The organism is Mesorhizobium sp. WSM4837 (genome assembly GCF_055811435.1).
In genome coordinates this window covers 141,008-166,860 of record NZ_JBVVQE010000005.1, presented here as the reverse complement: position 1 = coordinate 166,860, position 25,853 = coordinate 141,008, and the positions used below count along the sequence as shown (strand labels likewise).

Sequence of the window (25,853 nt, the reverse complement as noted above, 5' to 3'; positions counted from 1 at the left end):
GACTGGCGAAAACTGGCGCGACAGCCAATCTCCCCCCTCGTGGGGGAGATGTCCGGCAGGACAGAGGGGGGCGCGACAGAACGCGGACTTTGCAGATTGGCTGCTTTTTTTCTCGCCGCACTGACTGCATTCCTGCTCGCCACTCCCGCCTCCGCCACAAAACTCGACACCCAGTTCCGTGCCTGGCTCAACAACGACCTCTGGCCCGAGGCCAACGCCAAGGGCATCTTGAGAAAAACCTTCGACGCCGCCTTCGATGGCATCAAACCGAACCTCAAACTGCCCGACCTGGTGATGCCGGGCAAAAAGGCGACGACGCCGCAAAAGCAGCATCAGGCGGAGTTCGGTTCGCCCGGCGCCTATTTCGCCGAAAAGACGGTTCGCGCCGTGACCGCTGGTGGGCGCACCCGCAAGGCGGCCAATGCCAGGACCATTGCTGCGATCGAGAAGCGCTACGGCGTGCCGGGCGAGGTGCTGCTGGCGATCTGGGGCCGCGAGAGCGGCTTTGGCGCGGCGAAGATGCCCTACGACGCTTTCGAAGTGCTGGGGACCAAGGCGTTCATGGCGACCAGGAGGGACTTCTTCCGCACCGAGCTTATGGCAGCGCTCGAGATCGTCGAGCGCGGGCTGGCCCCGGTCGGCGCGATGAAATCGTCATGGGCCGGCGCACTCGGCCAGCCGCAGTTCATGCCGAGTTCGTTCCTCAAACATGCCGTCGACTTCGATGGCGACGGTCGGGTCGACATTTGGAACTCGGTGCCGGACACGCTGGCCTCGATCGCCAACTACCTCGTCCATTATGGCTGGGTGAAGGGCCGCGGCTGGGGTTTTGAGGTGACGGTGCCGGAAGCGGTCTCCTGTTCGCTCGAAGGCCCGGACCAGGGCAAGCGGATTTCCGAGTGGGCTGATCTGGGCATCAAGCGCATCGCGGCAAGACCGGTCCCGGCGCGCGAATTGAAGGCCGAAGGCTTTCTTCTGATGCCGGCCGGGCGCAGCGGTCCGGCCTTCATCGTCACGCCCAATTTCTACGTCCTGAAGCAATACAACACCAGCGATCTCTACGCGCTGTTCATCGGCCACGGTGCTGACCGTATCGCCAATGGCGACAGCAATTTTTCTGGGCGCTGGGGTGCTGTCGGCGGGCTCCACAGGTCCGACATCGCCACCTTGCAGCGGGCGCTGGAGGCCGAGGGCTACGACGTCGGCAGCGCCGACGGCCTGCCCGGTTTCAAGACGCGCCGGTCGATCGGCAAATGGCAGGCAAGGAACGGTCGCGCCGCCACCTGTTTTCCCGACGCCGACCTGGTCACCGCGTTGAAATAGGGCGACTGCGGGTGCCGATTCCGGCGGCGGCGGCTGGCTGATCCTGGCCCAACAAACAGCTTTGCAAATGCTCGTTGCCGCGCCTGAAACCGCCGGATATGGTGAGGCGGAACTGGATAAAAATCACCAGGACGACCGGTTCAGGGTCACCGTTCGATTAGAGCGCCGCGCGTCCGTTGGACGCGCAAAGGACGCTCTAAGACTTTGAACTACACATCGTGCTTTCCGAAAATCGATTCCGATTTTCAGGCCGATGTGTCAAGTGAATGCCAAACCCTGAGCCGGGAACTCAGGTCAACAAAAACAGGGAACAGTCAAAAATGATGATGGAAAAGTTTGCTCTACGCTCCCGCGTCCTGCTCGCCGGCGCAGCCATGTCCGCGCTGCTTCTGGCCGGTGCTCCTGCCCTTGCTGTCACGCCGGCCGACACGCTGGTTGAGGGTTTCGCCATCGACGACATCATCTCGATGGATCCGGGCGAGGCGTTCGAGCTGTCGACCGCAGAGGTCACCGGCAACACCTACGATCTTCTTGTCCGCCTCGACTTGAGCGACACCTCCAAGGTCAAGGGCGATCTCGCCGAAAGCTGGACTGTCTCCGACGACGGCCTGACCTACACTTTCAAGCTCAAGCCCGGCCTGAAATTTGCATCGGGCAATCCGATCACCGCGGCTGATGTCGCCTATTCGTTCGAGCGCGCCATCAAGCTCGACAAGAGCCCGGCCTTCATCATCGGCCAGTTCGGCATCAATGGCGACAACGTCACCGAGAAGGCCAAGGCCGTCGATGACACGACGTTCCAGTTCACGGTCGACAAGGCCTATGCGCCGAGCTTCGTCCTGAACTGCCTGTCGGCAACGGTCGCGTCGGTCGTCGACGCCAAGCTGGTCAAGGAACATGCTGCCGCGGTGACGCCCAGCGCCGACTACAAATACGACAACGACTTCGGCAACGCCTGGCTGAAGACCGGCTATGCCGGCTCCGGCGCCTTCAAGCTGCGCGAATGGCGGGCCAACGAGGTCGTCGTCATGGAGCGCAACGACAATTACCACGGCGAAAAGGCCAAGCTCGCCCGCGTCATCTATCGCAACATGAAGGAAAGCTCGGGCCAGCGCCTGGCGCTGGAGGCCGGCGACATCGACGTTGCCCGCAATCTCGAGCCGAACGATCTCGACGCCATCGCCAAGAACGCCGATCTCACCACCACCAGCGCGCCGAAGGGCACGGTCTTCTACATCAGCCTCAATCAGAAGAACCCGAACCTCGCCAAGCCGGAGGTTCGCCAGGCCTTCAAATATCTCGTCGACTATGATGCCTTGAGCTCGACCATCCTCAAGGGCATCGGCGAGATCCACCAGACATTCCTGCCAAAAGGCGTGCTTGGCGAGCTGGACGAAAATCCGTTCAAATTCGACCTCGCCAAGGCCAAGGAACTGCTCGCCAAGGCCGGCTTGGCCGACGGCTTCAGCGTCACCATGGACGTACGCAACACCCAGCCGGTGACCGGCATGGCGGAATCGTTCCAGCAGACGCTCGGCCAGGCCGGCGTCAAGCTGGAGATCATTCCCGGCGACGGCAAACAGACGCTGACCAAGTACCGCGCCCGCAATCACGACATCTATATCGGCCAGTGGGGCCAGGATTATTTCGATCCGAACTCCAACGCCCAGACCTTCGCCAGCAACCCTGACAATTCGGATGAAGGCAAGACCAAGACCTTGGCCTGGCGCAACGCCTGGGATATTCCGGACTTGACCAAGCAGACGGAAGCGGCCCTGCTCGAGAAGGATCCGGCCAAGCGCGCCGCAATGTACCAGGATCTGCAGAGGAAGATTCTCGAAACCAGTCCTTTCATCATCGTTCACCAGCAGCTGGAAGTCGCCGGCCTGCGCAAGAACCTCAAGGGTTTTGCGCTCGGCCCGAGCTTCGACACCAATTTCGTCAGCCAGATCTCCAAGGAATGACGCTGGCGGACGCGCCGCATGAGTACTGTTGAAAGCGAAGCGACGGCAGGGCGCGGCAGCGCCCGCGCTGTCGCTGTCGCGTCGTCGATCGCCCGTTTCCTGGTCATCGCGATAACCACCTATCTCGGTCTTCTCGCGGTGACCTTCTTCATCGGCCGGGTCATCCCAATCGACCCGGTGCTGGCGGTGCTCGGCGACCGGGCGCCGGCCAATGTCGTCGAGCGCACCCGCCGCGAGATGGGTCTCGACCTGCCGCTGATCGAGCAGTTCTACATCTATGTGAAGAATGCCCTGAACGGCAATTTCGGCACCTCGGTGCTGACCACCAATCCTGTGATGACCGACATCCGCCGCGCCTTTCCGGCGACGATCGAGCTGGCGACGCTGGGAACGCTGATCGGTGCTTTGCTTGGCGTGCCGCTCGGCGTGCTGGCCGCGGTCCGGCGCGGCAGCATCATCGACCAGATCGTGCGGATCATCGGCCTGGTCGGCTACTCCGTGCCGATCTTCTGGCTGGGACTGCTGGCGCTCGTGCTGTTCTACGCCAAGCTGCAATGGGTGGCTTTTCCCGGCCGCCTCGATATCGTCTACGAATATACCTTCACGCCGATCACCGGCTTCTATCTCCTGGATGCGCTGTGGCAGCGGCAGTGGGATGTGTTTCGCGACGCCTTCCGCCACATCATCCTGCCGGCCTCGCTGCTTGGCTATTTCTCGCTCGCCTACATCAGCCGGATGACGCGATCGTTCATGCTGAACGAGCTTGCCCAGGAATATATCGTCGCGGCGCGCGCCAAGGGCCTGTCGGAAACACGCATCATCTGGGGCCACGCGCTGCGGAACGCCGCGGTGCCGATGGTCACGGTGATCGCGCTTTCCTATGCCGGCCTGCTCGAAGGCTCGGTGCTGACCGAGACCGTTTTTTCATGGCCGGGCATCGGCCTCTACATCACCAATTCCCTGCAGAACGCCGACATGAACGCGGTGCTCGGCGGCACCATCATCATCGGCTCGGTGTTCATCGGCATCAATCTCCTGTCCGACCTGCTCTACCGGGTGCTCGACCCAAGGACCAAGGTACGATGAGCGCTGAAGCAATCCAGAGCCGCCGCGACTGGCTGCTCAGCGAGCGGCCGGCGTCGCGCATGCAGGCCAGGCTCGGCCGCGCCTATGTCGCGTGGCGGCGCTTTTCAGCCAACCGGCTGGCGTTTCTCGGCCTGCTCATCATCATCGCTTTGCTGGTGGTCGCCGCCTTTGCCGATGTGCTGGCGCCCTATTCGCCGACATTCGGCGACCTCAAGGGCTCGCGGCTGCTGGCGCCAAGTGCCGAGCACTGGTTCGGCACTGACGACCTCGGCCGCGACATCCTTTCGCGCGTCATCTTCGGCTCGCGATGGACGCTTTACGTCGTCATTCTCGTCGCAGTCATCGCCGCTCCTATCGGCCTGCTGGTCGGCACCGTCGCCGGTTATGCCGGCGGCTGGATCGATGCGATCCTGATGCGTATCACCGACATCTTTCTCGCCTTTCCGAAGCTGATCCTGGCGCTGGCCTTCGTCGCCGCACTCGGCCCCGGCATCGAGAATGCGGTGCTCGCCATCGCCATCACCTCATGGCCGCCCTACGCCCGTATTGCGCGTGCCGAAACGCTCACCGTGCGCAATTCGGATTACATCAAGGCGGTGCAATTGATGGGCGCCTCGCCGTTCCGCATCGTGCTGCGCCACATCATGCCGCTCTGCATCTCCTCGCTGATCGTCAGGGTGACGCTCGACATGGCCGGCATCATCCTGACCGCCGCCGGTCTCGGCTTCCTCGGCCTCGGCGCGCAACCGCCGCTGCCGGAATGGGGCGCGATGATCGCGTCGGGCCGCCGCTTCGTGCTCGACCAATGGTGGGTGGCCGGCGCACCGGGCTTTGCCATCCTCATCGTCAGCCTCGGCTTCAACCTGCTCGGCGACGGCCTGCGTGACGCGCTCGACCCGCGCAGTGGTGACCAATGAGCACGCTTCTCGAGGTCGACGATCTGCGCGTCACCTTCCCGACGCGCACCGGCCGGATCGAGGCGGTGCGCGGCGTTTCCTTCTCGCTCGGCCGCGAACGGCTCGGCATCGTCGGCGAGAGCGGTTCCGGCAAGTCGCAGACCGGCCGCGCCATCATGGGCCTGACCCCGCCGCAGGCCGAGGTCACGGCCAGGAAACTTGCCTTCGACGGCATCGACCTGCTCGCCGCCTCGCCCCGCGACCGCCGGGCGCTGCGCGGCAAGCGCATCGCCATGATCCTCCAGGATCCAAAATACTCGCTCGACCCGGTGATGAGCATCGGCCGCCAGATCGTCGAGACGCTGCGCACGCATGAGAAGGTCGGCAAGGCGGAAGCCCGCGACCGGGCGCTCGCCATGCTGGAGGCGGTGCAGATCCGTGACCCCGCCCGTGTCTTCGACCTGCATCCCCACGAGGTGTCGGGCGGCATGGGCCAGCGCGCCATGATCGCCATGATGCTGATCGCCGGGCCGGAGATGATGATCGCCGACGAGCCGACCTCGGCGCTCGACGTCACCGTGCAGCTCGACGTACTCGGCATCCTCGACAGGCTGGTCAGCGAGCGCGGCATGGGCCTGATCTTCATCTCGCACGATCTGCGCCTGGTCTCGTCCTTCTGCGACCGGGTGATCGTCATGTATGCCGGCAAGGTGGTCGAGCAGCTCAAGGCGTCGGAGCTCGGCCGCGCCCAGCATCCCTATACGCGCGGCCTGCTCAACTGCATGCCCAAGATCGGCGCCGACCGCCACCCGCTGCCGGTGCTCGACCGCAAGCCGGAGTGGGCGGCATGACGGCAGCACTTTCTGTCGACAGGCTGGAGGTGGTCTTCGACCGCTTTCGCGCGCTGAAGGGTGTCAGCCTCGAGGTGCAATCCGGCGAATCCTTCGGCCTGGTCGGCGAATCCGGCTCCGGCAAATCGACGCTGCTGCGCGCGATTGCCGGCCTCGCGCCGGCCGCTTCGGGCAGCATCACCGTCAACGGGAAAAAACTCGGTGCGCGCCGCGACAAGGCGTTCTATCGCGAGGTGCAGATGGTCTTCCAGGACCCCTACGGCTCGCTGCATCCGCGCCAGACCGTCGACCGACTGCTGCAGGAGCCGCTCGCCATCCACGGCTTTGCCGATGGCGAGAAACGCATCCAGCGGGCGCTCGACGAGGTCGGGCTCGGCACCGGCTTCCGCTTCCGCTATTCGCATCAATTGTCGGGTGGCCAGCGCCAGCGGGTGGCGATTGCGCGGGCGCTCATCCTCGAACCGGCGATACTGCTGCTCGACGAGCCGACCTCGGCGCTCGACGCTTCCGTGCAGGCGGAGGTGCTCAACCTGTTGGAAGACATCCGGCGGCGGCGCAAGCTGACCTTCCTGATGGTCAGCCACGACCTCGCCATCATCACCCATATGTGCGAGCGGCTGATGGTGATGCAGAACGGCGAGGCGGTCGAGCACCTCACCGCTGATGACCTCGTCGAGCGCCGCGTCAGCAAGGATTACACGCGCAATTTGCTCAGGGCGAGTGAGGGGTTTGTGCGGACGGCGTGAGTCAAATCAGCTGTCCGCGTCGCGAAGGAATGCGACCTTAGCGGCGGCAGGCCCAATCGCCTGGCGGCGGTGCCAACTTGAGGAAAACGTGAAATAAGGTCAGAACAGGTCTTAGCATATACCAAACGAGAACGGGCGCCGGCCCGGTGAGGGAACATCATGAAGAACTCAGCCATCTCCGAACGCAAGAACCAGTCGATCTCGCGCGGCGTCGGCATGACCACGCAGATTTATGCCGACCGCGCCGAGAACTCGGAAATCTGGGATGTCGAGGGCCGTCGCTACATCGATTTCTCGTCCGGCATCGCCGTCGTCAACACCGGCCACCGCCATCCCAAGGTGATCGAGGCGGTCAAGGCGCAGCTCGACCGCTTCACCCATACCTGCCACCAGGTGGTGCCCTATGAGAGCTATGTCAGGCTGGCCGAACGGCTGAACGGCTTGCTGCCGGGCAAATTCGACAAGAAGACGATTTTCGTCACCACCGGTGCCGAAGCGGTGGAGAACGCCATCAAGATCGCCCGCAACGCAACCGGCCGTCCGGCGGTCATTGCCTTTGCCGGCGGCTTCCATGGCCGCACCTTCATGGGCATGGCGCTGACCGGCAAGGTTGTGCCCTACAAGGTCGGCTTCGGCGCCATGCCGGCCGATGTCTTCCACGCGCCGTTCCCGGTGGCGCTGCACGGGATCACGGTCGCCGATTCGCTGGCCGCGCTCGACCGGCTGTTCAAGGCCGATGTCGATCCGGCCCGCGTCGCCGCCATCATCGTCGAGCCGGTGCAGGGCGAGGGCGGATTTTACGAGGCGCCGCGCGACTTCATGACGGCGCTGCGCAAGATCTGCGACCAGCACGGCATGCTGTTGATCGCCGACGAGGTGCAGACCGGTTTTGCCCGCACCGGAAAGATGTTCGCCATGGATCATCACGAGGTGGCGCCCGACATCACCACCATGGCCAAGAGCCTTGCCGGCGGCTTCCCGCTGTCGGCGGTCACCGGCCGCGCCGAGATCATGGATGCGCCCAGCCCCGGCGGGCTCGGCGGCACCTATGGCGGCAGCCCGATCGGCGTTGCCGCGGCGCATGCCGTGCTCGACGTGATCGAAGAGGAAAAGCTCTGCGACCGCGCCAACACGCTAGGCAACCGGCTGAAGCAGCGGCTGCAATCGATCCGCGACGACACGCCGGAGATCGTCGATATCAGAGGCCCGGGCTTCATGAACGCTGTCGAGTTCAACGATGTGAAGAAGGGCCTGCCGTCGGCCGAGATCGCCAATGCGGTCCGGCTGAAGGCGCTCGACAAGGGCCTGATCCTGCTCACCTGCGGCGTCTACGGCAACGTCATCCGCTTCCTCGCGCCAATCACCATCCAGGACGGCGTCATGAACGAAGCGCTCGACATCCTGGAAAGCTCGATCCGCGAGGTCCGCGCCGCCTGAGCGGATCTTTCTTCCCTTGTTGTGGGAGAAGGGAAGGATCAGCGCAGAAAACCGCCGTTCGCTGGCATCAACACATCCTTATTCGGCGGCGCGGACGGGCTCTACCTGCTGGAAAGCGGCGAGCGCCGCCTTCAATCCGTCCGGTCCCGTCGCAACCGTCTGCGGCGTCGGCGAAAAGCCGGCGCCGAGCATCTTGCGGCCAAGCATGTGGTCGCCAGGCCGGTTGACCGATTCGATGCCGAGCAGACGATTCCCAGCATAGTGGTAGATGGAGAACCGGTTCTCGTTGACGTCGCCCAGCACGACATGGCTGTCGCCGCCCGAAATCAGGCCGACCATCTGCAGCTTGATGTCACCGATATCGGACCAGAACCACGGCACCGCCGCAAACGCGTCCGCATGGCCGACAACGGTGCGTGCTGCAAGACGCGCCTGGTCGGTCGCATTCTGCACCGATTCCAGCCGCACATCGCCACCGGTGAGCCAGTGCCGGTAGGAGGCGGCATCGCCGATGGCGAGGATTTCGGGCACCGACGTGCGCATCTGCTGGTCGACGCGGATGCCGTTGGCGATAGTGATGCCGGCGGCTTGCGCCAGTTCGACATTCGGCACGACGCCGATGCCGATGATGACCATCTGCGCCGGCAGCCGCTCGCCGGATGCGGTGATTGCCGCCGAGACATGGCCGTTCTCGGCTTCGAGCCGTGCAATCGTGGTGCCGGTGAGAATGCGCACGCCGGTCGCTTCCAGCCGCTGCCGCACGTGGCGCGCGATGATCGGCGCCACCGCCCGGCCGAGCAGCCGGTCGACCGCCTCGACCACGATGACCTTGCGGCCGGCCGCTGTGAGCGTCGCGGCGATCTCCAGCCCGATGAAGCCGGCGCCGAGGATGACGACATCCTCGCTCTGCGCGCTCAATTCGCGGATCAGGCGCGCGTCGGCGAGTGAGCGCAGCGACACCACGCCCGAAAAATCCGAACCCGGCAGCGACAGCATGCGCGGCCGCGAACCGGTCGCCAGGATCAGCCGGTCGAACGGCAGTGTGCCGCCATCCGATAGCTCCAGCGTGCGGCCGCCGGCATCGATGCGATCGATGCGGACGCCCGGCCGGTAGTCGATCGCGCTGCCGGTATAAAAAGCCTCGCCGCGCAGCGGCTGCGGTTTGGCCTCCTGATCCTTGATGAAGGTCTTCGACAGCGGCGGCTTGTGGTAGGGCAGTTCGTCCTCATCGCTGATGAGGATCACGGGTTCGTCGTAGCCGTCCTCGCGCAGGCTGGCGGCCGCTTGCACGCCCGCATGACCGGCACCGACAATGACCACACCGTTTTTCATCGCAGCCCCAATTCCTCATCTCTCCTAGGCGTTATCCAAGTCTAGGACGTCTCGCCAAGTGGCGATTGTCTGACGCCGCCGCAAGACCACCCTTGCGGGTCGCACCCGGAATGGCGGTCTGTCAATCGTTCGTTCGACGGCGGCGCGGCAAATACGGCTAAAGTTGATACTGGCAGTTTAGAATAATTCTAAACTGTTGTTTCAATTGGCTTTTCTCTCTGAAATTGGTTGACTTCCGGCACCTTCATCGCTTTATGGAAGCGTGCGCGTCAAGCGCATCCCTTTGATGTCTGGGCCTTGAACCCTTTCGATTGGAGGCATTTCGATGTCTTTCTTCCGCAAACCGCGCTATGCCGCGGCCTGTATCTCGCTCAATGGCATGGACCTGCCTTGGCGCCGATTGCCTGCCGACGCGCCTTTGGCGCCGGCATTTTCACTGAATTCCCGAGGGAGATGACAATCATGAGAGTGATGATCACGGCGCGATATGGCAGCAGGCTTGCAGCGATCGGCGCTACGGCGGCATTGACGGCGGCGATATTCGTGCTGCCGGCCAAGGCGGAAACCGATGCCAAGGCGGTCATCAAGACCTATTCCGATATTGCGCTCGCCAAATATGAGGATTCGCTGACCACGGCGCAGGCGCTCGACAAGGCCGTCGACGCGCTGCTCGCCAAGCCTTCGGTGGAAACGCTGACTGCCGCCCGCGAGGCCTGGAAAGCGTCGCGCGTTCCCTATCAGCAGACCGAAGTCTATCGCTTCGGCAACGCCATCGTCGACGACTGGGAAGGCAAAGTGAACGCCTGGCCGCTGGACGAAGGCCTGATCGACTATGTCGCCGAGAACTACGGCACCGAGTCGGACGCGAATGCGCTGTACACCGCCAATGTGATCGCCAACAAGTCGATCGAGATCGACGGCAAGAAGATCGACGCCACCAATTTTACTCCCGAGTTCCTCTCCGGCACGCTGCAGGAAGCCGGCGGCATCGAGGCCAATGTGGCGACCGGTTATCACGCCATCGAATTCCTGCTGTGGGGCCAGGACCTGCACGGCACCGGCCCGGGCGCCGGCGAACGGCCCTATACCGACTACGACCTCGCCAACTGCACCGGCGGCAATTGCGATCGTCGCGCGCAGTACCTGAAGTCGGCGAGCGAGCTTCTGGTTTCCGATCTGCAGGACATGGTCAACGACTGGAAAGAAGGCGGCGCCGCCCGCAAGAACCTTGTCGATGGCGAGCCGAAAGCCGGCATCTCGACCATCCTCACCGGCATGGGCTCGCTGTCCTACGGCGAACTCGCTGGCGAGCGCATGAAGCTCGGCCTGCTGCTGCACGACCCGGAAGAGGAGCATGACTGCTTCTCCGACAACACCTACGATTCCCATCTCTACGATGCCGTCGGCATTCACGCCGCCTATAAGGGCAACTACACCCGCCTCGACGGCACTGTCGTCGAAGGACCGTCGGTATCCGACATGGTCAAGGAGGCCGATCCGGCGGTCGACAAGGAACTGTCGGACAAGCTTGATATCACCGTCGCCAAGATGGAAGCCATCAAGGCGCGAGCGCTTGGCGGCGAGGCCTATGACCAGCAGATCGGCGAAGGCAATACGCAAGGCAACGCCACCGTGCAGGCGGCGATCGACGCGCTGGTCGACCAGACCAAGTCGATCGAACGCGCCGTCGGCACCCTGAAACTCAATGCCATAGCCTTCGAGGGCTCGGACAGCCTCGATGCGCCGGACAAGGTGTTTCAGTAAGGCGTCGATGCCCGGAGCCCGAACCGAAAGTCCAGGCTCCACTAAGAAAATAAGCCACATGGCGCCGAGCACGCGCCGTCAGCCACACAGAGCAAATAATGCTGATCTGCCATTGCAACATCATCACCGAGAAGGAGATTGAGCAGACGATCGTCGGGCTGCTGGATCAGGATCCCTGGCAGCTTATCGTGCCGGCGAAGATCTATCATGCCATGCAGAAGCGTGGTCGCTGTTGCGGCTGCTTCCCAAATGTGGTCGAAACGATCATTCGGGTAACCGAAAATTACCACGCCCGCTCGGAGGCGAGCGGCGTGGACGTCGTTTCACACCTGGATCGCGTCAGAGGCCTGCGCGTCCAATACGGGAGCAGAACCCATGAAAGGCGAACAACAGATCATAGAGCGGCTTAACGAAGCTCTGTTTCTGGAACTTGGAGCAGTCAATCAGTACTGGGTGCATTTCCGGCTGCTGGAGGACTGGGGATACGCCAAGCTGGCAAAGAAGGAACGCGCGGAATCGATCGAGGAGATGCACCATGCCGACCGGCTCGTGGCCCGCATCATCTTCCTTGAAGGCCATCCGAACCTGCAGTCGGTAGCGCCGCTGCGCATCGGCCAGAATGTCAAGGAAGTGCTCGAATCGGATCTTGCCGGGGAGTATGACGCGCGCACTGCCTACAAACGGTCGCGCGAGATTTGTGACGAAGCAGGTGACTATGTGACGATGAAGCTGTTCGAGGATTTGTTGTCCGACGAGGAAGGTCACATCGACTTCCTCGAGACGCAACTCGACCTGCTCGCCTCGATCGGCGAGGAAAAATACGGCCAGCTCAACGCCGCATCGGCCGACGAGGCGGATTAGGGACATGCGGGAATGCGGCGCCGCTTAGACTACTTGCGCCGCTTGCGGCGGGCCGAGGATTGCGGCCTGCCGTCCCAGCACAACCCGCGATACGGCTGGCTTCGCCGGCTTTCGCCTGCCGTAGTGGTCGCGCTGACCGCCTCGGCGCTGGCCGGCGCGCCCGAACCGGCGGGTCTCGCCACCAGCCGTGCCGATCTGACGCCGAAGGATCTGGCGCGCGTCATTGCCATCGCCAGGCCGACCAGGGATTTCTCCAAGCCCGAGAAGTTCGAGCCGATGCAGGGCGGCGCCGGCACGTCGCGGAAAGGCGCCAACAAGGACGCTTTCTCGCAATCTTCCGCCAATATCACTTTCGAGGAACAAGGCACCTTCAAGCTCGGCAATGCTCTTTTCCGCAAGAACTGGGTGTCGTCGCCCTCGTCGACGCAGGCATCGGACGGGCTTGGTCCGCTGTTCAACGAGCGGGCGTGCCAGAATTGCCATCTGAAGGACGGTCGCGGTCATCCGCCGCAAGCCGACAGCGGCACCACCTCGATGTTCCTGCGGCTGGCGCGGCAGGCGAGCACCGAGGAGGAGAAAGCAGCGCTGGCCGCCGGCAAGGTGCTCAACTTCCCTGATCCGGTCTACGGCTCGCAATTGCAGGAACTGGCCGTTCCGGGCCTTCGCGGCGAAGGCAGGATGCGTGTCGTCTATCAAGAGCATAAAGTCACCCTGCCGGACGGCACCGTGGTTTGGCTGCGCAAGCCGAGCTATTCGGTCGATGATCTTGCCAACGGGCCGCTCGATCCGCACACCACGCTTTCGCCGCGCTTGACGCCGCCGATGATCGGCCTCGGGCTGGTCGAGCAAATCGCGCCGGCCGACATTCTCGCCAGTGCCGATCCGGACGATCGCAACAGTGACGGCATCTCCGGCAAGCCCAACATCGTGCGCGACGGCCACAGCGGCGAGCCGACGCTCGGCCGCTTTGGCTGGAAGGCGCAGACCCCTTCGATCCGCCAGCAAGCGGCGGACGCATTTGCCGGCGACATCGGCATTTCGACGCCGGAAGTGCCGAACCACTGGGGCGATTGCACCGCGGCCGAAAAGAACTGCCTTGCCATGGCCAACGGCGTCCAGAAGCGCCTCGGCCCGGTCGAGGCGCCGCCGCCGGTCATGGACCTGGTCACCTTCTATTCGCAAAACCTCGCCGTGCCGGCGCGGCGCGATCTCGACAAGCCCGATGTGCTGGCCGGCAAGAAGCTGTTCTACGACATGGGCTGCATTTCCTGCCATACGCCGAAATTCGTCACCCGCCGCGGCACGCCCAACAAGGCACAGGCCTTCCAGCTGATCTGGCCCTATTCCGATTTTCTGCTGCACGACTTGGGACCGGGCCTCGCCGACGGGCAAGCGGTGGGCGATGCCAGCGGGAGCGAATGGCGCACGCCGCCGCTGTGGGGCATCGGTCTTACCCAGACCGTCAACGGCAACAACTTCTTCCTGCACGACGGGCGGGCGCGCACGCTGACCGAGGCGATCCTGTGGCATGGCGGCGAGGGGCAGAAGGCGCGCGACCGCTTTGCCGCCGCCGCCGCGCCCGATCGCGCCGCATTGGTCAAATTCCTGGAGTCGTTGTGATGTCGAAGCGTCTGGCGTTTATCCTGGTTCTCCCGCTCGTCCTCGCCGGCGCATTGCCGGCGTCCGCAGCGGTGAAGGCTTCCGACGTGATCCAGCGAGCAATCGACGGCTTTGTCCGCCCGGCCTATGCACGCCTGCAAGACCATGCCGACAGCCTGAGCAAGGCAGTGCGCACGCTGTGCGACGCGCCTTCGCAGGACCATCTCGATGCGGCGCGCGCCGAATTCTCCGGCACCGTGGATGCCTGGTCGGTCGTCGAGATCATCCGCATCGGACCGATCACGCAGAACAACCGGCTGGAACGCATGCTGTTTTGGCCGGACCGCAAGAGCATCGGCCTGAGGCAGGTGCAGGCGGCGTTGGCCAGTAAAGACCGGACCGCCGCCGATCCGGCCCATCTGGCGACAAAGAGCGTCGCCATGCAAGGGCTCGGCGCGCTGGAATTCGTGCTTTACGGCGATGGCGCCGAGCGGCTGGCCGGCAAGGACGATCCCTATCGCTGCGCTTACGGCGCGGCCGTCGCCGGCAACATCGAAACGATTGTCGCCGAGGTCAGCGACGCCTGGAACAAGCCCGACGGCTTTGCAGCACTTTGGGCCAATCCGGGGCCGCAAAACGCACTCTACCGCGACGGCACGGAAGCGGTGACCGAATTGGTCGGCGTCTTCATCAACGAACTGGAGATGGTCCGTGACGTGCGCCTGAAAGGTTTTCTGGGCAGTAGCCCGCAGGCCGACAAGCCGAAACAGGCGATCTACTGGCGTTCACAAAACACCGCGCGTTCGCTGACCGGAAATCTTTCGGGCATGGACGCTCTGTTCCAGGCTTCGCAGCTTGGCGACGCGCTGTCGCCCGATGCGCGCTGGATGGCAGAATCGATCCACATCCAGCTCGTCAACGGCGCCGCCGACGCCACCGCCATCAGAGGCCCGATCGACAAGGCGCTTGCCGATCCGGCGCTGCGCCAGAAGCTCGACCACTTCTCGCTGGTGACATCCAGCCTGTCGACCCTGATTGGCACCAGGCTAACCGCCGAATTCGGCCTGACCGCCGGTTTCTCGTCGCTCGACGGAGACTGATCCTGAAAACGTCGCTGATCGACCGCCGCGACTTCCTGAGGGCTGCCGGGGCAGGCTTTGTTGCCGCGATGGCGCCATTGGCATGGGCGAAGACGCTTAGCACGGACGCCGTCTTCGCCACCGCTTTCGTCAAGCGCGACGGCAGCTATGGCGCGGCGATCCTGTCCGAGGCCGGCAAGGTGCTGCATGCCATCGACCTGCCCGCCCGCGGTCACGACGTCACCTTCGATCCGCTGTCGAAACGCTCGGTGGTCTTTGCCAGGCAGCCCGGCACTTTCGCGGTTGTGTTCGACCATACCGGCCGCGACGAGCCGCTGACCATTGCCAGCATCAGTGGCCGGCATTTCTTCGGCCACGGCGTGTTTTCGACCGACGGTGCGCTGCTCTACGCCACCGAGAACGATTTCGACAATGCCGCTGGCGTGGTCGGCGTCTATGACACGCGTGCGAAATTCAAGCGCGTTGGCGAGTTCCCGACCTATGGCATGGGTCCGCACGAGCTGCTGCTGCTCGGCGATGGCAGGACGATTGCCGTCGCCAATGGCGGCATCGAGACGCATCCCGATTATGGCCGCGCCGAGCTCAACATCGCGACGATGAAGCCATCTTATGTGCTGGTCGACCGCCTTACCGGCGACCTTGTCGAAAAGCACGAATTGCCGCCGGCGCTGCACCAGCTTTCGATCCGGCATATGGATACCGACAAATCCGGCGCGGTCTGGTTCGGCTGCCAGTACAGGGGGCCGGGCGGCGATCGTCCGTTGCTGGTCGGCCGCGCCGCGCGCGGCAAGGCTCTGCAACTGCTCGACATGCCGCAGGACGTGCTGTCCGGCTTCAGGAATTACATCGGCTCGGTCGCCGCCAACCCTGCTGCCGGTACCGTCGCGGTGTCCTCGCCGGAAGGCAACTCGCTTGCCATCATCGATGCGGCCAGCGGCCGGATCGTCGCCACCAGCGCACTGGCCGAGGTCTGCGGCGTGGCGCCCGACGGGGCGAGCTTCATGGCGACGACCGGCACGGGGCAGATAGCCCAAGCCGGCGGCGCGACACGGTCCGAGCCGGACTATGTCTGGGACAATCACATGCTGCGCATCGACCGGGCCGCATAGTGCGGCACTGGTTCATTGACGGTTGTGGTCGCCGAGAGTTACCTCTTTTTGGGCGAGGTCGAAGCGAAGCCGCCAAACGATTTATGCATTATCCCCTTGCAGGGACGAGCCATGGCAGGCACAGGGAAATTGTCTTTCGAACCCCCTGTGCCCCAAGCGGGCGCTGCCAACCGGCCGTCTCATGAAGTTGCTTGCCATCGATTGTGCCGCCAATCTCTGCGCCGCCTGTGTCTACGACGCGGCGGCCGGGAAGGAACTCGGCCGCTCGGTGCTCGATCTCGGCAAGGGCCATGCCGAACATCTGATGGCTGTGATCGAAGAGGCGTTGACGACCGGCGGCACCGACTATGCCGGTCTTGGCGCCATCGCTGTCTCCACCGGCCCGGGCTCCTTCACCGGCCTGCGCGTCGGCGTCTCGGCGGCGCGGGGCCTGGCGCTGGCGCTGAAAATCCCGGCAATCGGGGTGACGACGCTGGAAGCGCTGGCGGCGCAGGCGAAAGAGACATTTCCCGGCCGCGCCGTGCTGGCCGCGCTCGACGCCGGCCGCGAGGAGATCCATGCAGCGCTTTACGACGAAGCATCCGTTTTGATTTATGGTCCCGCGGTGGCCACGCTTTCGCAAGCCGCCGCCATGGCGGTTGACGGGTTTCCGGTTCTGGCCGGCACCGCGGCCACGCAAATTGCTGCATCGGCCGGGCGCGCCTTCGACGTCGGCCCGACAAGCGCCACTACGGATATCGCAATCTATGCCCGGCTGGCCGCTACCAAAAGTGAAGGCGAAAAGCCGAAACCGCTTTATCTGCGCGGAGCTGACGCCAAGCCGCAGGCCGGGTTTATCCTGTCCAGGAAGAAAGCCGGGAAGAAAAACTGATGCGCATTCCTTTCCTCCAGCCGCGCCGCAGGGACTTTGCGCTCGAGCCGCTGACGGTCGCCGACAGTGCGGCCCTGTCGGTGCTGCATCGCGAGGATTTCGTCCGGCCGTGGAGTGATGACGAATTCGCCGCGCTGATCGAGCAGGACACGGTGTTCGGCTATGCCGCGCGCGAGACCGGCCAGGGTGCCAAGCCGCCGGTCGGTTTCGTGCTGGCGCGCCTGGCGGCCGGCGAAGGCGAGGTCCTGACTGTCGCGGTGGCGCGCTCCCATCGCCGCCAGGGCCTTGGCTGGCAACTGATGGATGCGGTGCTGCGCGAACTGCATGCGCAACGCGCCGAGGCGCTTTTCCTCGAGGTCGACGAGACCAACGTCGCCGCGATCGCGCTCTATCGGCGGCTGGGATTCCGCGAGGTCGGCAAACGTGCCAACTACTACAGATCGCCCGAGCACGGCCCGACCGGAGCGCTTGTCATGCGCCGCGATCTTCGCTAGCGCATCGGCCCGCAAATCGGAACCGATTCTCGGAAAGCACGATGCGCAGGTTGAGATGCGCAGATTAAAAAGCGCTAGAGCGTGCTTGGACGTCCAGTTGGACGCGTCGCTCTAGCCAGAACTCGGGACAGGGCCAAGATCGAATGATCGGAAAAATCAGGATTTTCCTGGCGCTGGGCCTCGTTGTCGCAGGCTCGTTGATTCTCGTGCCGTTGCAGATCCTGTCGATGAAGACCGGCCTGTGTCGCGAGACGTTCATCCTGAAGATCTGGCACCGGCTCATCATCCGGGCGCTCGGCATGCGCATCCACGTCAAGGGGACCTTGTCCAATCAGCGCCCGTTACTGGTTGCGTCGAACCACGTTTCATGGACCGACATCATGGTGCTGGGGTCGATGGCCGACGTGACGTTCATCGCCAGGGCCGACATGGCCGGCTGGCCGTTGATCGGCATGTTGTCGAAGCTGCAGCGCACCGTTTTCATCGAGCGCGAGCGCAAACGTTCGTCGGGCGACCAGGCGAGCGAGATCGCCAGCCGCATGGCCAAGGGCGACGCCATGGTGCTGTTTGCCGAAGGTTCGACCAGCGACGGCAACATGATCTTGCCGTTCAAGAGCACGCTGTTCGGCGCCGCCTCGATGGCGATTTCGGAAGGGGCGGCCGAAACGGTCTTCATCCAGCCGGTGGCGATCGTCTATACGCGCCTGCACGGCGTGCCGCTCGGCCGCAGGCACCGGCCGATTGCCGCCTGGATCGGCGACGAGGATTTGATGCCGCATCTCAAGGTGCTGATGGCGGAGGGCGGGCTCGATGTCGAAGTGCATTTCGGCGAGCCGGTCGCCTTCTCCAAGGGCTCCAGGCGCAAGGAAACGGCCAGGCTGATGGAAAGTCAGGTGCGTGATATGGTGCAGGCGGCGCTCGCCGATCCGCGCCCGAGCCGGTAAGCCGGAAAAGCTCCAGCGCTTTGCGCGTCCAAAGGAGGCGCGGCGCTGTAAGGCAGAATCGTCTGTTTTTTGTCGGGGAAAGGCGTTAGAAGCCGCCAGATGGAATTGAACACGATCGAACGGGACGACATCGATACTGCGACCGAAACTGCGGTCGCGCCGCCTGCCGCGAGCCGGAAGGTCTTCGTCAAGACCTATGGCTGCCAGATGAACGTCTACGATTCGCAGCGCATGACCGACGCGCTGGCCGCCGACGGCTATACTGCGACGGATGCGATCGGCGAGGCCGATCTGGTGCTGCTCAACACCTGCCATATCCGCGAGAAAGCCGCCGAAAAGGTCTATTCCGAACTCGGCCGCATTCGTGAGATGAAGGCCGAACGGGCTCGGGCCGGCCGCGAGATGCTGGTCGGCGTCGCCGGCTGCGTGGCGCAGGCTGAGGGCTCCGAGATCATCCGCCGCTCGCCTTCTGTCGATCTGGTCATCGGCCCGCAGACCTATCATCGGCTGCCCGACGTGCTGGCACGGGTGCGCGGCGGCGAAAAGATCGTCGAGACGGACTACGCCATCGAAGACAAGTTCGAGCATCTGCCGCAGCCGAAGCGCGCCGAGATCATCAGGCGCGGCGTCACCGCGTTCCTGACGGTGCAGGAAGGCTGCGACAAGTTCTGCACCTTCTGCGTGGTGCCCTATACCAGAGGCTCGGAAGTGTCGCGGCCGGTGGCGCAGATCGTCGCCGAGGCCGAGCGGCTGGCGCAAGCCGGCGTGCGCGAGGTGACGCTGCTTGGACAGAACGTCAATGCCTGGCACGGCGAAGGCGAAGCCAAAGGGGGCAAGACCGAGGAATGGGGTCTTGGCCGCCTGCTGTTCCGGCTGGCCGAGATTCCCGGGCTGGCGCGGTTGCGCTACACCACCAGCCACCCGCGCGACATGGACGACGAATTGATCGCCGCTCACCGTGACTTGCCGGCGCTGATGCCCTATCTGCATTTGCCTGTGCAATCCGGCTCCGACCGCATCCTCAAGGCGATGAACCGCAGGCATACGTCAAAAGATTATTTGACGCTGCTCGACCGGATCCGCGCCGCACGGAGCGATATCGCGCTTTCGGGCGACTTCATTGTCGGCTTCCCCGGCGAGACGGATGCGGATTTCGAGGCGACGATGGACCTTGTCCACCAAGTGAACTATGCCTCGGCCTTCTCGTTCAAATATTCGCCGCGCCCCGGCACGCCGGGCGCGGAAATGGCCGATCATGTGCCGGAAGCGGTCAAGGACGAGCGCCTGCAGCGACTGCAGGCGCTGTTGCTGACCCAGCAGCAGGAGTTCGGCGCCAGCCTGGTCGGCAGCACCATCGACACGCTGATCGAGAAGCCGGGCCGCCAGGCTGGCCAGAAGGTCGGCCGCTCACCGTGGCTGCAGCCGGTTATTGTTGATGAAAAGTCCGGCGAAATCGGTGAGATTATCCAGGTACGAATCACGAAGACGGGTTACAACAGCCTGTTCGCCGAATTGGCCTGAAGGTCTCGGCAGATGAGGAGAGACGGTTGAGCGCTGCGGAAGTGAAGAACCTGCCCCAGAACCTACCATCGGGGGCTTCGGATATGGCGCACATCGTTCTGACTTTCGACAACAACAAGCTTGCCAGCGCCCTTTATGGTCAGTTCGACGAGAATCTGGCCAGGCTCGAGCAGAAGCTTGGCGTCGATATCCGCTCGCGCGGCAACCAGTTGACCATCAAGGGCTCCGCCTCGGCCGCCGAGCAGGCGCGCCGCGCCCTGGATAATCTCTACGGCATTCTCCAGAAAGGCGCTGACATCGGCCAGTCGGACGTCGACGGCGCCGTGCGCATGGCGATCGCCGCCGACGACCAGCTGACGCTGCCGACGCTGGAGCGCAAGGGCAAGGTGTCAGCCGCCCAGATATCGACGCGCAAGAAGACGATCTATGCCCGCTCGCTCAACCAGGACGCCTATATGCGCGCGCTGGAGCGGTCCGAACTCGTCTTCGGCATCGGCCCGGCTGGCACTGGAAAAACCTTCCTGGCGGTGGCGCATGCGGCGATGCTGCTCGAACGTGGCATGGTCGAGCGCATCGTGCTGTCGCGGCCTGCCGTCGAGGCCGGCGAGCGGCTCGGCTTCCTGCCCGGCGACATGAAGGAGAAGGTCGATCCCTATCTGCGGCCGCTCTATGACGCGCTTTACGAGATGATGCCGGCCGACAAGGTCGAGCGGGCGATTGCCGCCGAGGTGATCGAGATCGCGCCGCTGGCCTTCATGCGCGGCCGCACGCTGGCGCACTCCGCCGTCATCCTCGACGAGGCGCAGAACACCACGCCGATGCAGATGAAGATGTTCCTGACCCGTCTCGGCGAGAATTCGCGCATGATCGTCACCGGCGATCCGACCCAGATCGACCTGCCGCAAAACACCAAATCCGGTCTGGTCGAGGCGCTCAGGATCCTCGACGGCGTCACCGGCATGGTGACGGTGCGCTTCAACGAAGGCGACGTCGTCAGGCATCCGCTGGTCGCCGAGATCGTCAAGGCCTACGACCGCGACGGCAAGCTGGCCCGGGGCCTGGGCGCCGAAGGCTGAAGATGCAGCCTTATGGCTGAGGACAAAAAATCTGTAGGCGGGGATCTTCCGGTCCCCGTCGACATCGATATAGCAGTCGAAGCGGGCGACTGGCCCGATGAGGCCGCGCTGACGCGGCTGGTCGATCGCGCCGTTGCCGCCGCGTTTGCCGAAACCGGCGCGGCCGGCCGTTCCGAGCTCAGCATCGTTTTTTCTGACGATGCCCACATCCGCAGTCTCAATGCGGGATGGCGCGGCAAGGACAAACCGACCAACGTCCTGTCTTTCCCGGCTTTTCCGCTCGCCAAGGGCCGTCCGCTGCCGCCCATGCTCGGCGACATTGTGCTGGCCGCCGAGACGGTCGCGCGGGAAGCCGCACTGGAAGACAAGCCTGTCGACAACCATATCACCCATCTCGTCATCCATGGCCTGCTGCATTTGCTGGGCTACGATCACGAGACCGACGCCGAGGCCGAAGAAATGGAAGCCGTCGAACGCGCAGCACTTGCAAGGCTTGCCATTCCCGATCCCTACGCGTAACTAAAAAGATCAAATGACCGGACGACGATGAACGACAAACCAGAGACTGCCGCCCACCCAGACGCCGGCAGTGCGACCAAGCCATCCGAACAGACGGAAGAGGACTCTAGTCCGAGTACCACGACCGGCAGCTTCGCCAGCGAGCCATCGCCTGCCGGTCCTTCCCTGTTCGATCGCGTGCTCGGCCTGTTCAGGCAGCGCAACGGCACCAGCCTGCGCGAGGAGATCGCCGACGCGCTTGCCGAAACGGCGAGCGATGCCGGCGCCTTTTCGCCCGGCGAACGGGCCATGCTCAACAACATTCTGCGCCTGCGCGAGGTTCGCGTCGAGGATGTCATGGTGCCGCGCGCCGACATCGAGGCGGTCGAGATCACGACGAACCTGGGCGATCTTCTGGGACTGTTCGAGCAGTCCGGCCATTCCCGCATGCCGGTCTATTCGGAGACGCTCGATGACCCGCGCGGCATGGTCCACATCCGCGACGTGCTCGCTCACATCACCAAGCTGGCCCGCGTCAGAAAGAGCAGGACGACCAGGAAAGCCGCCCCTGCCACGCTTCTCGATCTCGCCAAGGTCGATCTCACGCGCACCATCGGCGACCTGACCCTGATCCGCCCGGTGCTTTTCGTGCCGCCGTCGATGCTCGCCTCCGACCTGATGGGGCGCATGCAGGCGATGCGCACCCAGATGGCGCTGGTCATCGACGAATATGGCGGCACCGATGGTCTGGTCTCGCTCGAGGATATCGTCGAGATGGTGGTCGGCGACATCGAGGACGAGCACGACGAGGACGAGCCGATGATCACCCAGACCGGCGAGGGCGTGTTCGTCGTCGACGGCAAGGCCGAGATCGACGATGTCGCCAAGATGATCGGCGAGGATTTTGCCGCCGGCGAGCATGGCGAATATGTCGACACGATCGGCGGCATGATCTTCAACACGCTTGGCCGGGTCCCTGCACGCGGCGAAGTGGTGCAGGCCATCCCCGGCTTCGAATTCCATGTGCTCGACGCCGATCCACGCCGCGTGAAGCGTGTGCGCATCGTGGAGACCCAGAAAAGCGAGCGCCGGCGGCGCGCCGTCCGCGCCGAGCAGGCTTGAAAGACGCCGCTCGCCCGATGATGGTCGACGATCCGTTCAAGCGCTCAACCTTGGGCTCCGGCATATTCTACAGGAATCCGCGCGCCGCCTTGATCTGGCTTGAAACGGCTTTCGGCTTCGAGCCGAGCATGGTGGTCAGCGACGCTGATGACAGGCTCGTCCATTCCGAGATGCGGTTCGGTGACGGCTATATGATCGTCGATTCCGAATGGGCCGACCATGTAGCCAGTCCCGCGTCGGTCGCCGGCAAGAACACGCAGTCGGTTTATGTGCGCCTCAAGGACGGCCTACGGCGGGAGCCGAGATCGTCCAGGAGCCGGCTGACCAGTTTTACGGTGAACGGCAGTACAGGGCGTGCGATCCTGAAGGTCACGTCTGGACATTTTCCCAGACCGTACGCGTTGTTCCATGCGAGGAGGCTGAACGGCTGGGCGATCTGCAGATTGAAGGCTGGCACCGACTAGAATCCTCGGGCTGAATTTCAGCAATGGGGGGAGCGGTCTCGAACTACATGGTTTGCGAACCAATTCGGACGCTGTCCTGAGTACTAGGAGAATGTCCGATGTCGTGGAAACTCGATGAGGCCGTGGAAACATCCGCGGGCGCTGTGGCAGCGGGTCAATTTGGTAGTGGGCCCGCGCTTGTGCTGGCTCACGGCTGGCCGTGGTCTTCGTTCTCATGGCATCGGATTATTCCAGATCTTGCAAGGCGGTATCGTGTCCACTGGTACGATATGCCCGGATACGGGCGATCCGACAAACGCGCGGAGCAGCGCACCTCACTCGATGTGCAAGGAGAAGTATTCGCCGAGATGCTCGCGCATTGGGACCTTGAGCAGCCCACCGTTGTTGCCCATGATTTCGGCGGAGCGACGACGCTACGGGCGCATTTGCTGCATGGCTGCGACTTCGAGCGGTATGTCCTAATGAATGTCGTCGCCATGCGCCCTTGGGGATCGGAGTTCTTCGATCATGTCGGTCGCCATGTGGATGCCTTTCTGGGCCTGCCGCCGCATATCCACAGAGCGCTCGTGGAAGCATATATCAAGGGGGCGATCGTAAATGACATCGCGCCCGGAGATTTCGAGAAACTTGTCGAGCCGTGGCTTGCCGAGGAGGGACGAGGAAGCTTCTATCGGCAATTCGCGCAAGCCGACGAAAAATATACCGCCGAAGTCGAGCCGGCGTTCGGTGATATCAGGTGTCCGGTAAAGATAATTTGGGGCAAGGACGATCCATGGATCCCGCTGGAGCGAGGCAAAGCGCTTCATACGCTGATCCCGCAGGCATCGTTCGAAACATTACCTGGCGTCGGTCACTTGCCTCAGCTCGAAGCCCCGGATCTCGTGCTGGAGCGGCTGAACGCATTTTTATCACGCGCATTATAGTGATACACCGGCACGTGCGGTCTGCGCGACAATTCACATGCGACACTTATCTTGCCGGCGTCAGTCGCCCCACCTATCCAGCAGACCTAATCCGGCAGGCTGGCTGAAGCATAGCCGTTTGGAGCGTGGACTGCGGCCTGATAAATCTTCTGCCGTGATTCGCACGACTCGGAAGCATCGATGAAGCGCCTGGCCGGCCGGATAATTCTGCTGTGGGGCTGGCGCCGCGCGCTTGTGGCGTTTCTTGCCGGTGCGCTGGCGGTTCTTGCCCAGGCGCCTTACGATTTCTTCGCCGTCTGTTTCGTTTCGTTTCCGCTGCTGGTCTGGCTCCTCGACGGCGCAACCGGCGAAGCCTCCGATGGCTGGTTCCGGCATTTGCGGCCGGCCTTCGCCGTCGGCTGGTGGTTCGGCTTCGGCTATTTTCTCGCCGGATTGTGGTGGATCGGCTCAGCACTCCTAGTCGAGGCCGACAGTTTCGCCTGGGCGCTTCCCTTCGCAGTGGTCGGAATTCCGCTGGCGCTCGCCTTTTTCTATGGCTTCGCGACAGCGGTTGCCCGGCTGCTGTGGAGCAACGACATCGGCCGCATCGCCGCCCTTGCCTTCGGCTTCGGCCTGGCGGAATGGCTGCGCGACTTTTTGTTCACCGGCTTTCCCTGGAATGCCGTCGGCTACGCGGCGATGCCGGTGCCCTTGCTTATGCAGAGCGTGTCGGTGACCGGCATGGTCGGCATCAACGCGCTGGCGGTCTTCGTCTTTGCCTTGCCGGCCCTGCTTGCGGCGCGCCGGCATGTCCGCCTGGGGGGTGCACTGGCTGCCGTTCTCGTCGCGGCCCATGTCGGCTTCGGCTATGTCAGGCTTGCTGCCAAGGTCGAGCCCGCAACCCGCGCAATCGACGTCCGCATCGTGCAGCCCGCCGTCGACCTCAGCGAAAAGTGGGACCCTTCAGTGCCCGACCGGATCTTCGCCACGCTGCTGGGGCTTTCGGCCAAGGCGCCAGAGACTGGTCATGCCAAGCCGCAATTGATCCTGTGGCCGGAAACCTCCGTGCCGTTTTTTTTCGCCGAACGTCCCGATGCGCTGACGGCGCTGGGAGAGATGCTTGGCGACGGCCAGACGCTGATCGCCGGCGTCGTCCGGGAGGAAGGCGGGTCGGCGGAAGATGCCGACAGGCGGTACTACAATTCGGTGGTGGCGATCGACGACAAGGGTCAAATCGCCGATGCAGTCGACAAGGTTCATCTGGTGCCCTTTGGCGAATATCTGCCTTTTGCCGACCTGCTTGGTCGCTTGGGGCTCAAACAACTCGTCGCCGGGCCGCCAACCTACGCGGCGGGCAATGAGCGGCACCCGATCGCGTTGCCCGGCGGCATCCGCGTGCTTCCGTTCATTTGCTACGAAGTCATCTTTCCCGATCTGGTGGCGGTTGACGCAACGTCAGCTGAGCTTATTGTGAATGTCACGAACGACGCGTGGTTCGGTGACACGCCGGGTCCGTACCAGCATTTCAGGCAGGCGCAGATTCGTGCGGTGGAGAACGGGGTGCCCTTGTTGCGTGCAGCCAATAACGGCATTTCCGCTGTCGTCGATCCGCGCGGACGCATCCTCGACGCGCTGGCGATCGATATTCGCGGAGCCATCGATGTCCACGTGCCGATTTCCAATCGAGCCATCGTTTCTTCCAGCCAAAGACGCATTAATGGACTGCTGATCATGTTGCTGTTCGCTCTAGCCGCTTTCACAATGAATGTAAGGCAACGGCTACGGGCGAATTGACAGTCGACACATTAGAAACTCATACTGTAACCGCCTGAAATTTCTCGAAGTCAGCACGTCGGTTCTGTTGGGGCACTGGCCGCCGGCTTCGTTTTGGGC

At 63.5% G+C, this 25,853-nt stretch carries 24 protein-coding genes; 23 read left to right on the top strand and 1 reads right to left on the bottom strand.

The window, feature by feature from the left end:
• Positions 1–48: 48 nt before the first annotated feature.
• From AC0L3D_RS04870 to AC0L3D_RS04840, 7 genes are all read left to right on the top strand, one after another.
• Positions 49–1,323 carry a lytic murein transglycosylase gene (locus AC0L3D_RS04870; protein WP_473643296.1) on the top strand — a complete coding sequence of 425 codons (1,275 nt, stop codon included), beginning with the start codon at positions 49–51 and terminating at the stop codon, positions 1,321–1,323.
• 320 nt (positions 1,324–1,643) lie between these two features.
• A complete protein-coding gene (locus AC0L3D_RS04865) occupies positions 1,644–3,287 on the top strand; it encodes an ABC transporter substrate-binding protein (protein WP_287186537.1) in 1,644 nt (547 codons plus the stop codon).
• A gap of 18 nt (positions 3,288–3,305) precedes the next feature.
• A complete protein-coding gene (locus tag AC0L3D_RS04860; protein ID WP_473643286.1) occupies positions 3,306–4,373 on the top strand; it encodes an ABC transporter permease in 1,068 nt (355 codons plus the stop codon).
• Positions 4,370–5,290: a nickel transporter permease gene (gene nikC / locus AC0L3D_RS04855; RefSeq protein WP_128174047.1), complete on the top strand. Its 921-nt coding sequence runs from the start codon at positions 4,370–4,372 to the stop codon at positions 5,288–5,290. The genes AC0L3D_RS04860 and nikC overlap by 4 nt, the downstream gene beginning before the upstream one ends.
• Complete coding sequence (locus tag AC0L3D_RS04850) at positions 5,287–6,120, top strand: ABC transporter ATP-binding protein (RefSeq protein ID WP_128174046.1); 834 nt, start codon at positions 5,287–5,289, stop codon at positions 6,118–6,120. Before nikC ends, AC0L3D_RS04850 begins: the two co-directional genes overlap by 4 nt.
• Complete coding sequence (locus AC0L3D_RS04845) at positions 6,117–6,866, top strand: ABC transporter ATP-binding protein (RefSeq protein WP_473643283.1); 750 nt, start codon at positions 6,117–6,119, stop codon at positions 6,864–6,866. Before AC0L3D_RS04850 ends, AC0L3D_RS04845 begins: the two co-directional genes overlap by 4 nt.
• Positions 6,867–7,025: 159 nt before the next feature.
• Positions 7,026–8,303 (top strand): 4-aminobutyrate--2-oxoglutarate transaminase, encoded by a 1,278-nt coding sequence (locus AC0L3D_RS04840; protein WP_128247975.1) that lies wholly within the window; start codon positions 7,026–7,028, stop codon positions 8,301–8,303.
• Positions 8,304–8,381: 78 nt separating this feature from the next.
• Here AC0L3D_RS04840 and AC0L3D_RS04835 read toward each other — a convergent pair whose 3' ends face one another.
• Positions 8,382–9,635, bottom strand: coding sequence for an NAD(P)/FAD-dependent oxidoreductase (locus tag AC0L3D_RS04835; RefSeq protein ID WP_473643281.1), 1,254 nt, complete (start codon positions 9,633–9,635; stop codon positions 8,382–8,384).
• A gap of 471 nt (positions 9,636–10,106) precedes the next feature.
• Between AC0L3D_RS04835 and AC0L3D_RS04830 the strand changes: the two genes are divergently transcribed.
• The 16 genes from AC0L3D_RS04830 (at position 10,107) to lnt (ending at position 25,754) form a co-directional block, all read left to right on the top strand.
• On the top strand, positions 10,107–11,399 hold the full coding sequence (locus tag AC0L3D_RS04830) for an imelysin family protein (RefSeq protein ID WP_473643294.1): 1,293 nt from the start codon (positions 10,107–10,109) through the stop codon (positions 11,397–11,399).
• A gap of 98 nt (positions 11,400–11,497) precedes the next feature.
• Positions 11,498–11,809, top strand: coding sequence for a (2Fe-2S)-binding protein (locus tag AC0L3D_RS04825; RefSeq protein WP_023802096.1), 312 nt, complete (start codon positions 11,498–11,500; stop codon positions 11,807–11,809).
• A complete protein-coding gene (gene bfr, locus AC0L3D_RS04820) occupies positions 11,775–12,260 on the top strand; it encodes a bacterioferritin (protein WP_023802097.1) in 486 nt (161 codons plus the stop codon). Before AC0L3D_RS04825 ends, bfr begins: the two co-directional genes overlap by 35 nt.
• Positions 12,261–12,272: 12 nt before the next feature.
• Positions 12,273–13,880, top strand: coding sequence for a di-heme oxidoreductase family protein (locus AC0L3D_RS04815; RefSeq protein WP_473643279.1), 1,608 nt, complete (start codon positions 12,273–12,275; stop codon positions 13,878–13,880).
• A complete protein-coding gene (locus tag AC0L3D_RS04810; RefSeq protein WP_473643277.1) occupies positions 13,880–14,959 on the top strand; it encodes an imelysin family protein in 1,080 nt (359 codons plus the stop codon). Before AC0L3D_RS04815 ends, AC0L3D_RS04810 begins: the two co-directional genes overlap by 1 nt.
• A 2-nt stretch (positions 14,960–14,961) precedes the next feature.
• Entirely contained in the window at positions 14,962–16,068 is a 1,107-nt protein-coding gene (locus AC0L3D_RS04805) for a DUF1513 domain-containing protein (RefSeq protein WP_473643292.1), read from the top strand.
• Positions 16,069–16,249: 181 nt separating this feature from the next.
• A complete protein-coding gene (gene tsaB, locus AC0L3D_RS04800) occupies positions 16,250–16,939 on the top strand; it encodes a tRNA (adenosine(37)-N6)-threonylcarbamoyltransferase complex dimerization subunit type 1 TsaB (RefSeq protein WP_023802101.1) in 690 nt (229 codons plus the stop codon).
• Positions 16,939–17,433 (top strand): ribosomal protein S18-alanine N-acetyltransferase, encoded by a 495-nt coding sequence (rimI, locus tag AC0L3D_RS04795; protein ID WP_023802102.1) that lies wholly within the window; start codon positions 16,939–16,941, stop codon positions 17,431–17,433. The genes tsaB and rimI overlap by 1 nt, the downstream gene beginning before the upstream one ends.
• A 143-nt stretch (positions 17,434–17,576) precedes the next feature.
• Entirely contained in the window at positions 17,577–18,377 is an 801-nt protein-coding gene (gene olsA / locus AC0L3D_RS04790; RefSeq protein WP_473643275.1) for a lyso-ornithine lipid O-acyltransferase, read from the top strand.
• 99 nt (positions 18,378–18,476) lie between these two features.
• Positions 18,477–19,898: a tRNA (N6-isopentenyl adenosine(37)-C2)-methylthiotransferase MiaB gene (gene miaB, locus AC0L3D_RS04785; protein ID WP_419695871.1), complete on the top strand. Its 1,422-nt coding sequence runs from the start codon at positions 18,477–18,479 to the stop codon at positions 19,896–19,898.
• 83 nt (positions 19,899–19,981) lie between these two features.
• On the top strand, positions 19,982–20,974 hold the full coding sequence (locus AC0L3D_RS04780) for a PhoH family protein (protein ID WP_287305617.1): 993 nt from the start codon (positions 19,982–19,984) through the stop codon (positions 20,972–20,974).
• A 12-nt stretch (positions 20,975–20,986) separates the two neighbouring features.
• The gene (ybeY, locus tag AC0L3D_RS04775; RefSeq protein ID WP_091600007.1) at positions 20,987–21,493 is read left to right on the top strand and encodes an rRNA maturation RNase YbeY; all 507 of its coding nucleotides are present in this window, start codon (positions 20,987–20,989) and stop codon (positions 21,491–21,493) included.
• 27 nt (positions 21,494–21,520) lie between these two features.
• A complete protein-coding gene (locus tag AC0L3D_RS04770) occupies positions 21,521–22,594 on the top strand; it encodes a hemolysin family protein (RefSeq protein ID WP_023802107.1) in 1,074 nt (357 codons plus the stop codon).
• Entirely contained in the window at positions 22,591–23,058 is a 468-nt protein-coding gene (locus tag AC0L3D_RS04765; protein ID WP_473643273.1) for a VOC family protein, read from the top strand. The genes AC0L3D_RS04770 and AC0L3D_RS04765 overlap by 4 nt, the downstream gene beginning before the upstream one ends.
• 98 nt (positions 23,059–23,156) lie before the next feature.
• Positions 23,157–23,981, top strand: coding sequence for an alpha/beta fold hydrolase (locus AC0L3D_RS04760; protein ID WP_473643271.1), 825 nt, complete (start codon positions 23,157–23,159; stop codon positions 23,979–23,981).
• A gap of 180 nt (positions 23,982–24,161) precedes the next feature.
• Positions 24,162–25,754: an apolipoprotein N-acyltransferase gene (gene lnt, locus AC0L3D_RS04755; RefSeq protein WP_473643269.1), complete on the top strand. Its 1,593-nt coding sequence runs from the start codon at positions 24,162–24,164 to the stop codon at positions 25,752–25,754.
• Positions 25,755–25,853 lie beyond the last annotated feature (99 nt).

Bases quoted from the DNA above. Each gene is read 5' to 3' on its own strand.
- lnt (WP_473643269.1), top strand. From the start codon at position 24,162: ATGAAGCGCCTGGCCGGCCGGATAATTCTGCTGTGGGGCTGGCGCCGC.
- olsA (WP_473643275.1), top strand. From the start codon at position 17,577: ATGATCGGAAAAATCAGGATTTTCCTGGCGCTGGGCCTCGTTGTCGCA.
- AC0L3D_RS04850 (WP_128174046.1), top strand. From the start codon at position 5,287: ATGAGCACGCTTCTCGAGGTCGACGATCTGCGCGTCACCTTCCCGACG.
- AC0L3D_RS04870 (WP_473643296.1), top strand. From the start codon at position 49: ATGTCCGGCAGGACAGAGGGGGGCGCGACAGAACGCGGACTTTGCAGA.
- AC0L3D_RS04830 (WP_473643294.1), top strand. From the start codon at position 10,107: ATGATCACGGCGCGATATGGCAGCAGGCTTGCAGCGATCGGCGCTACG.
- rimI (WP_023802102.1), top strand. From the start codon at position 16,939: ATGCGCATTCCTTTCCTCCAGCCGCGCCGCAGGGACTTTGCGCTCGAG.
- nikC (WP_128174047.1), top strand. From the start codon at position 4,370: ATGAGCGCTGAAGCAATCCAGAGCCGCCGCGACTGGCTGCTCAGCGAG.
- AC0L3D_RS04840 (WP_128247975.1), top strand. From the start codon at position 7,026: ATGAAGAACTCAGCCATCTCCGAACGCAAGAACCAGTCGATCTCGCGC.
- AC0L3D_RS04760 (WP_473643271.1), top strand. From the start codon at position 23,157: ATGTCGTGGAAACTCGATGAGGCCGTGGAAACATCCGCGGGCGCTGTG.
- AC0L3D_RS04835 (WP_473643281.1), bottom strand. From the start codon at position 9,635: ATGAAAAACGGTGTGGTCATTGTCGGTGCCGGTCATGCGGGCGTGCAA.
- AC0L3D_RS04860 (WP_473643286.1), top strand. From the start codon at position 3,306: ATGAGTACTGTTGAAAGCGAAGCGACGGCAGGGCGCGGCAGCGCCCGC.
- AC0L3D_RS04770 (WP_023802107.1), top strand. From the start codon at position 21,521: ATGAACGACAAACCAGAGACTGCCGCCCACCCAGACGCCGGCAGTGCG.
- AC0L3D_RS04815 (WP_473643279.1), top strand. From the start codon at position 12,273: ATGCGGCGCCGCTTAGACTACTTGCGCCGCTTGCGGCGGGCCGAGGAT.
- miaB (WP_419695871.1), top strand. From the start codon at position 18,477: ATGGAATTGAACACGATCGAACGGGACGACATCGATACTGCGACCGAA.
- ybeY (WP_091600007.1), top strand. From the start codon at position 20,987: ATGGCTGAGGACAAAAAATCTGTAGGCGGGGATCTTCCGGTCCCCGTC.
- AC0L3D_RS04845 (WP_473643283.1), top strand. From the start codon at position 6,117: ATGACGGCAGCACTTTCTGTCGACAGGCTGGAGGTGGTCTTCGACCGC.
- AC0L3D_RS04780 (WP_287305617.1), top strand. From the start codon at position 19,982: ATGGCGCACATCGTTCTGACTTTCGACAACAACAAGCTTGCCAGCGCC.
- bfr (WP_023802097.1), top strand. From the start codon at position 11,775: ATGAAAGGCGAACAACAGATCATAGAGCGGCTTAACGAAGCTCTGTTT.
- AC0L3D_RS04865 (WP_287186537.1), top strand. From the start codon at position 1,644: ATGATGATGGAAAAGTTTGCTCTACGCTCCCGCGTCCTGCTCGCCGGC.
- AC0L3D_RS04810 (WP_473643277.1), top strand. From the start codon at position 13,880: ATGTCGAAGCGTCTGGCGTTTATCCTGGTTCTCCCGCTCGTCCTCGCC.
- tsaB (WP_023802101.1), top strand. From the start codon at position 16,250: ATGAAGTTGCTTGCCATCGATTGTGCCGCCAATCTCTGCGCCGCCTGT.
- AC0L3D_RS04825 (WP_023802096.1), top strand. From the start codon at position 11,498: ATGCTGATCTGCCATTGCAACATCATCACCGAGAAGGAGATTGAGCAG.